We start from the raw sequence: 5,476 nt of genomic DNA on the forward strand, positions 1-5,476 counted from the left end.
AACGGCCTCGTACCGGGCGTACTTGGGGCTGTTTTCGTGTCAGTGAGCGAGAGTGACGGAGCGTTCGCCGTCTGGACTGACGAGCGCGCGCAGGCGCGTCAGCGCCGAGCACGTGAGGAGGGAAGACGGCGAGTAGCGCAGAAGCGAAGCGAACCATTCAACACAGGAGCGTTCGCCGTCTGGACCCGTGAGCGGGAGCGACGGAGCGTTCGCCGTCTGGACTGACGAGCGCGCGCAGGCGCGCCAGCGCCGAGCACGAGAGGAGGGAAGACGGCGAGTAGCGGAGAAGCGAAGCGAACAATTCAACACAGTGAGCGGGAGTGACGGAGCGTTCGCCGTCTGGACTGACGAGCGCGCGCAGGCGCGCCAGCGCCGAGCACGGGAGGAGGGAAGACGGCGAGTAGCGGAGAAGCGGAGCGAACAATCCAACACAGCTGGGCGCGAATCGCGCGGCCGATGATCCGTCAGACGTGCCTTAGCATCGTGTCGTGAGTGAGGTGCGGTACCTGCCGGAGGAGTGCTCGATCGGGCGCACGCTTGCCCTGATCGGCGAACGCTGGACGATGCTGGTGCTCCGCGAGGCCTTCCGCGGCGTCCGCCGGTTCGACGACATCCGGGACAACACCGGCGCCCCGCGCCAGGTGCTGAGCGCGCGGCTCGCGGTCCTCGTCGAGCACGGGGTCCTGCGGCGCGAGCCCTACCAGGTGCTGGGCCAGCGGGCGCGGCACGAGTACCGGCTGACCCGCAAGGGCATGGACCTCTACCCCGTGCTGGTGTCGATCATGCAGTGGGGCGACCGCTACCTCGCCGACCCCTCCGGGCCTCCCGTCCGGCTGACCCACGCCGGGTGCGGCGCCCCGGTCGGCGTGACGATGCGTTGCGCGGACGGCCATCTGCTCGAGTCCGCGCGCGAGGTCCACCCGATCGAGCGGAGCGAGGCATGAGCCGGACCGCTACAGCTCGGACAGGTCCACCGCGTTCGCCATCGCCTGGAGGCCCGCGTCGTTCGGGTGCAGGTGGTCGCCGGTGTCGTAGGCCGGCAGCATCCGCAGCGGGTCGGCCGGGTCGCGGATCGCCGCGTCGAAGTCGACCACCGCGTCGAACTCGCCGCTCTGCCGGATGAACTCGTTCGCCGCCAGCCGGGTCGCCTCCAGCGTCTCGTCGTAGACCTGCCAGCCCTTGAACGGCGTGATCGTGGCGCCGATGACCCGGATCCCCCGCGCGTGCGCCTGCGCGATCAGCTGCCGGTAGGCCGACACCAGCCGGGCCGGGTCGGTCTGGTGCGGCACCTGCTGGATGTCGTTGATCCCCTCCAGCACGATCAGCGTCCGCACGCCACCGACACTCAGCACGTCGTCGTCGAAGCGGGCCAGCGCGTTGCGGCCGAAGTCGCCGCCGTCGAGCAGCAGGCGGTTGCCGCTGATGCCCGCGTTCAGCACGCCGAGCCGCCCACGCAGCCGGTCGCTCAGCAGGTCCGGCCAGCGGTGGTTGGCACCCGACGCCGAGCCGACGCCGTCGGTGATCGAGTCGCCGAAGGCCACCACCGCACCCGCGGCCGGACTCCGCACGTCCACGCCGCTCACGTAGTGCCACACCGACGTCCGCTCGGTGAACGCGGCGCCGGACTCCTGCGCGGCGAAGTCCCCGTCGCGGGTGAAGAACGACGTCTGGATCGCCGCCGGGTGGTAGGTCACCGGGCCCGACGGGGTCGGCACGTACGTCGTGACCAGCAGGTCCGCGTCCCTGGGCACGCGCACCGACGCCGGGTCGCTCAGCACCTCCGCGCCCACCGGGACGATCACGGTCGGCGAGCCGCCGAAGGTCAGCGTCCGCATCGAGCCGGCCACCGCGCGCGGGCTGCCCGCCTCGGCCGCCACGGCCACCGTCACCCGGCCGAGCGTCAGCGGCGACGTGCCGAACGCGTTCGACAGGCGGACCCGCGCCTGGCTCCCGCCGACGCTGGTGTGCACGACGTTGCGGATCGAGTAGTTCGGATAGCCGTTCGGCGCACTGGCCACGCCGTTCGCCGGTGCGGCTGCCCACGTGCCCACCCAGCCGTCAGGCGTCCGTACCTCGTCGGCGGCGCCCGACGCGGTCACCGCGCTGAACGCCACCACCACCGTCGTACCGAAGACCAGCAACCGTCTCATGACGATCACCGTTGTACTGCAACGAAGAGCCGGCAACCGCTGATCAGGTGACGGGCGTGTCAACGCGGTGCGATCCCGTGCACGACCCCGAGCTCCAGCAGGTCCTGCGGGCGCAGCCGCAGCTGGTCGGCCAGCGCGGGGACCTCCGCGGGGTCGCGCTTGAGGATCGCCGCGGCCAGCTCCGGGGCGATCACCGAGAAGTACGCGTCCGGCGCGATCCACAGCCGGTCCGGCGAGCACAGCGCCAGCGCGCCGCCCGAGCCCCCCTCGCCGACCACCAGCGTCGTCACCGGCACCCGTGCGGCCGCGATCGTGGCGAACAGCTCGGCGATCGCCGGCCCCGCACCGGCCCGCTCCGCGCGCGGGTCGGCCGCCGCGCCGGGCGTGTCGACGAGGGTGAGCACCGGCAGGCCGAGCCGGTCGGCGAGCCGGACCAGGCGGCTCGCGGTCCGGTAGCCGGCGGGTGTGGTCGCGGTGCCCAGCTGCGCTGCGAAGGCGATCGACCGGCTGCCCCGCAGGCCGACCCCGCACCGCAGGCCGTCGTCGACCCCGCCGGCCCGGTCGCCGCGGATCTCCCGCCTGCTGTCGAAATAGTCGTCGAGGTACGCGTCGGCGCGCGGCCGGGCGGCGGACCGGGTGCGCTGGACCGCGTCCCAGCCACTCGCCGCCGTCTCGGCCGAGCCCAGCGCACGCGGCACGTCCGCCGGCTCGCCCCGCTCCCCCGACAGCACCCGCAACCACGCGCCGACCGCCTCGAACGGTGAGTCGACGAGCTCGTCGACGTTCCCCGCCGCGAGCTGGCCCTCCGCCGTGTACGCCGGATCCTCCGCGACGGGCCGGACCCGCCGGCCCGCGAACGCCACCTGCGCACCGCGTTCGGCCAGCACCACGTCGGCGCCCGCGCCCAGCGACGCCCACACGCCGCCGGTCGTCGGGTCCCGCAGCACCGCGATGTGCGGCGTCGTCAGCCGCACGGCCTCGCGGGTGATCAGCTGCAGCTGGCGCAGCGACAGCACGCCCTCCTGCATCCGGGTGCCGCCCGTCGCGATCAGCGACACCACCGGCAGCCCGGACGTCCGCGCGCGGGTGAACGCCTGGACGATCCGCGCGCCGGTGCCGGTGCCGACCGACCCGCCGAGGAACCGGAAGTCGAAGCACACGAGCACGGCCGGCACCCCGCCGACCGTGCCGCGCCCGCACACCACCGACTCCTCCGTGCCCGACCGCGCGGCCGCCTCCTTGCGGGCCGTCCCGTAGCCGGCCCAGTCCAGCGGCCCGTCCGGCCCGTACGGCGACGGGTCCGCGTCGAACTCGGCGAAGTCGTCGGCCAACCCGGCGATGACCTGCCGGGCGCCGTCAACCACGCAGGGCCCGTTTCATGATCTTGCCCATCTCGTTGCGCGGCAAGGACTCCCGGAACCGCACCACCCGCGGCCGCTTGTGCGGCGACAGCAATCGGGCGACGTGGTCGGCCAGTTCGTCGGCCAGTTCGTCGGGCACAGGCGGGTCGCCGTTCGGCACGATCCAGGCCACGATCCGCTCGCCCAGGTCCTCGTCCGGCTCGCCGGTGACCGCCGCCTCGGCGACGCCCGGGTGCTCGAGCAGCGCGTTCTCGATCTCGCCCGCGCCGATCTTGTAGCCGCCGCTCTTGATGAGGTCGGTGGCCCGCCGGCCGACGATCCGCACGTAGCCGTCCGGCTCGCGCACGGCCATGTCGCCGGTGCGGAACCAGCCGTCGCGCATGGCCGCCGCGGTGGCGTCCGGCCGGTTCAGGTAGCCGAGGAACAGGTTCGGCCCGCGCACCTCGATCTCGCCGACCGTCTCGCCGTCGGCCTCGTCGAGGGTGGCGCCCGCGTCGTCGACCAGCCGCAGCTCGACCCCCGGCAGCGGTTGCCCGACGGTGCCGGGCCGCCGGTCGCCGTCGGCGCGGACGCCGCAGTTCATCAGCGTCTCGGTCATCCCGTAGCGCTCCACCACGCGCTGGCCGGTGGCCGCCGCGATCCGCTCGTGGTCGGTGGCCGGCAGCGCGGCCGAGCCGGACACCAGCAGCCGCGCGCGGCCGACGGCGGCGGCGAGCGCGGGGTCGGCCTGGCAGTCGGCGGCGAGCCGGTGGTACATCGTGGGCACGCCGAACAGCATCGTGGCGTCGCGCGCGAGCTCGGCGCCGACGCCGTCGGAGGAGAACCGGCCCAGGTGGTGCAGCGTGCCGCCGCGGCGCAACGGGCCGATGACACCGAGGATCAGCCCGTGCACGTGGAACAGCGGCAGCCCGTGCACCAGCACGTCGTCCGCGGTCCACGCCCACAGCTCGGCGAGCGCGTCCAGGTTCGTCGCGACCGCCCGCCGCGGCAGCACGACGCCCTTCGGCGGGCCGGTGGTACCGGAGGTGTAGACGATGAACGCCGGCGTCTCGCCGTCCGGCTCCTCGGGGGCCGGCGGCAGCGCGGCGTCCTGCGGCTCGAGCAGGACGGGCAGCCGGGGCAGCTCGGCGAGGCCCGCGGGCAGCTCGGTGTCGGGCGCGGCCAGCACCACCTCGGGCGCGCTGTCCGTGAGGATGTGCGCCAGCTCCCGCTCGCCGACCTTCGGGTTCAGCGGCACCACCGGCACCCCGGCGACGAGCGCGCCGACCACCGCGACGCAGGTCTCGATGGTCGGCGTGGCCCACACCGCCACCCGGTCGCGGCCGGTCAGCCTGCCGGCCAGGTGACCGGTGAGCCGGGCGAGCTCACGGTAGGTCAGCGCCACGGCGCCGAAGCGCAGCGCGGTCCGGTCGGTGCCGGTGACCAGTTCTGGGAGCAGCATGGGTCTCCTCATGTCCACCATCGTGGCTGACCCGGCTTCGCCGAGCGGCCGGGGGTCAGCGGTCGCCGGGTCAGGACTGACGGATACTCGAGCGTTCGTTGCTGGGTGCTGTGCACCGTGGCGGCATGACGGCTGAGCTCGCGGACCGGTTGGACATCACCGACACGGTGGTGCGGATGGGGTGGTTCCTGGACCGCCGCGACTGGGACGGGCTGCGGGGTCTGTTCACCGAGCGGGTGTACACCGACTACACCGCGCTGTGGGGCGGCAAGCCGCAGGAGGCCGGGGTGGACGACCTGCTGAGCACGTCCGCGCAGGGCTCGTGGCGCCGCACGATGGACGGCCTGGAGGCGACCCAGCACCTGATCACGAACGTGCTGGTGACCGTGTCGTCCGAGTCGTCGGAGTCGCCCGACGAGGCCCGCGCGACGGCGAACGTGCTGGGCGTGCACCGCCTGGCGAACCCGCACGGCTCTCCATTGTGGACGGTGGGTGGCACGTACGACTTCCGCTTGGTGCGGACG

General features: G+C 73.7%; 5 protein-coding genes. 2 read left to right on the forward strand and 3 right to left on the reverse strand.

All coding sequences use genetic code 11. The features are described from left to right. The first annotated feature begins 488 nt into the window (after nt 1–488). Nucleotides 489–944 carry a helix-turn-helix domain-containing protein gene (locus VGD70_RS11735; RefSeq protein WP_331080991.1) on the forward strand — a complete coding sequence of 152 codons (456 nt, stop codon included), beginning with the start codon at nt 489–491 and terminating at the stop codon, nt 942–944. A 9-nt stretch (nt 945–953) separates the two neighbouring features. On the opposite strand, the gene VGD70_RS11740 is transcribed toward VGD70_RS11735, so the two are convergent. From VGD70_RS11740 to VGD70_RS11750, 3 genes are read right to left on the reverse strand one after another with little or no spacing between them, the layout of a single operon-like run. Beyond that, the gene (locus VGD70_RS11740) at nt 954–2,150 is read right to left on the reverse strand and encodes an SGNH/GDSL hydrolase family protein (protein ID WP_331080993.1); all 1,197 of its coding nucleotides are present in this window, start codon (nt 2,148–2,150) and stop codon (nt 954–956) included. A 59-nt stretch (nt 2,151–2,209) separates the two neighbouring features. After that, nucleotides 2,210–3,514 carry a carboxyl transferase domain-containing protein gene (locus VGD70_RS11745; RefSeq protein ID WP_414637943.1) on the reverse strand — a complete coding sequence of 435 codons (1,305 nt, stop codon included), beginning with the start codon at nt 3,512–3,514 and terminating at the stop codon, nt 2,210–2,212. Continuing rightward, nucleotides 3,507–4,952 carry an acyl-CoA synthetase gene (locus VGD70_RS11750; protein WP_414637944.1) on the reverse strand — a complete coding sequence of 482 codons (1,446 nt, stop codon included), beginning with the start codon at nt 4,950–4,952 and terminating at the stop codon, nt 3,507–3,509. The genes VGD70_RS11745 and VGD70_RS11750 overlap by 8 nt, the downstream gene beginning before the upstream one ends. A gap of 125 nt (nt 4,953–5,077) precedes the next feature. On the opposite strand from VGD70_RS11750, the gene VGD70_RS11755 reads away from it, so the two are divergent. Further along, the coding region (locus VGD70_RS11755) for a nuclear transport factor 2 family protein (RefSeq protein ID WP_331080996.1) at nt 5,078–5,476 on the forward strand (399 nt) is incomplete at its 3' end.

This window comes from Actinophytocola sp. (genome assembly GCF_036402745.1).
Lineage (GTDB): Bacteria > Actinomycetota > Actinomycetes > Mycobacteriales > Pseudonocardiaceae > Actinophytocola.

Coding starts and splice junctions, on each gene's coding strand:
- VGD70_RS11740 (WP_331080993.1), bottom strand. CDS start 2,150: ATGAGACGGTTGCTGGTCTTCGGTACGACGGTGGTGGTGGCGTTCAGC.
- VGD70_RS11750 (WP_414637944.1), bottom strand. CDS start 4,952: ATGCTGCTCCCAGAACTGGTCACCGGCACCGACCGGACCGCGCTGCGC.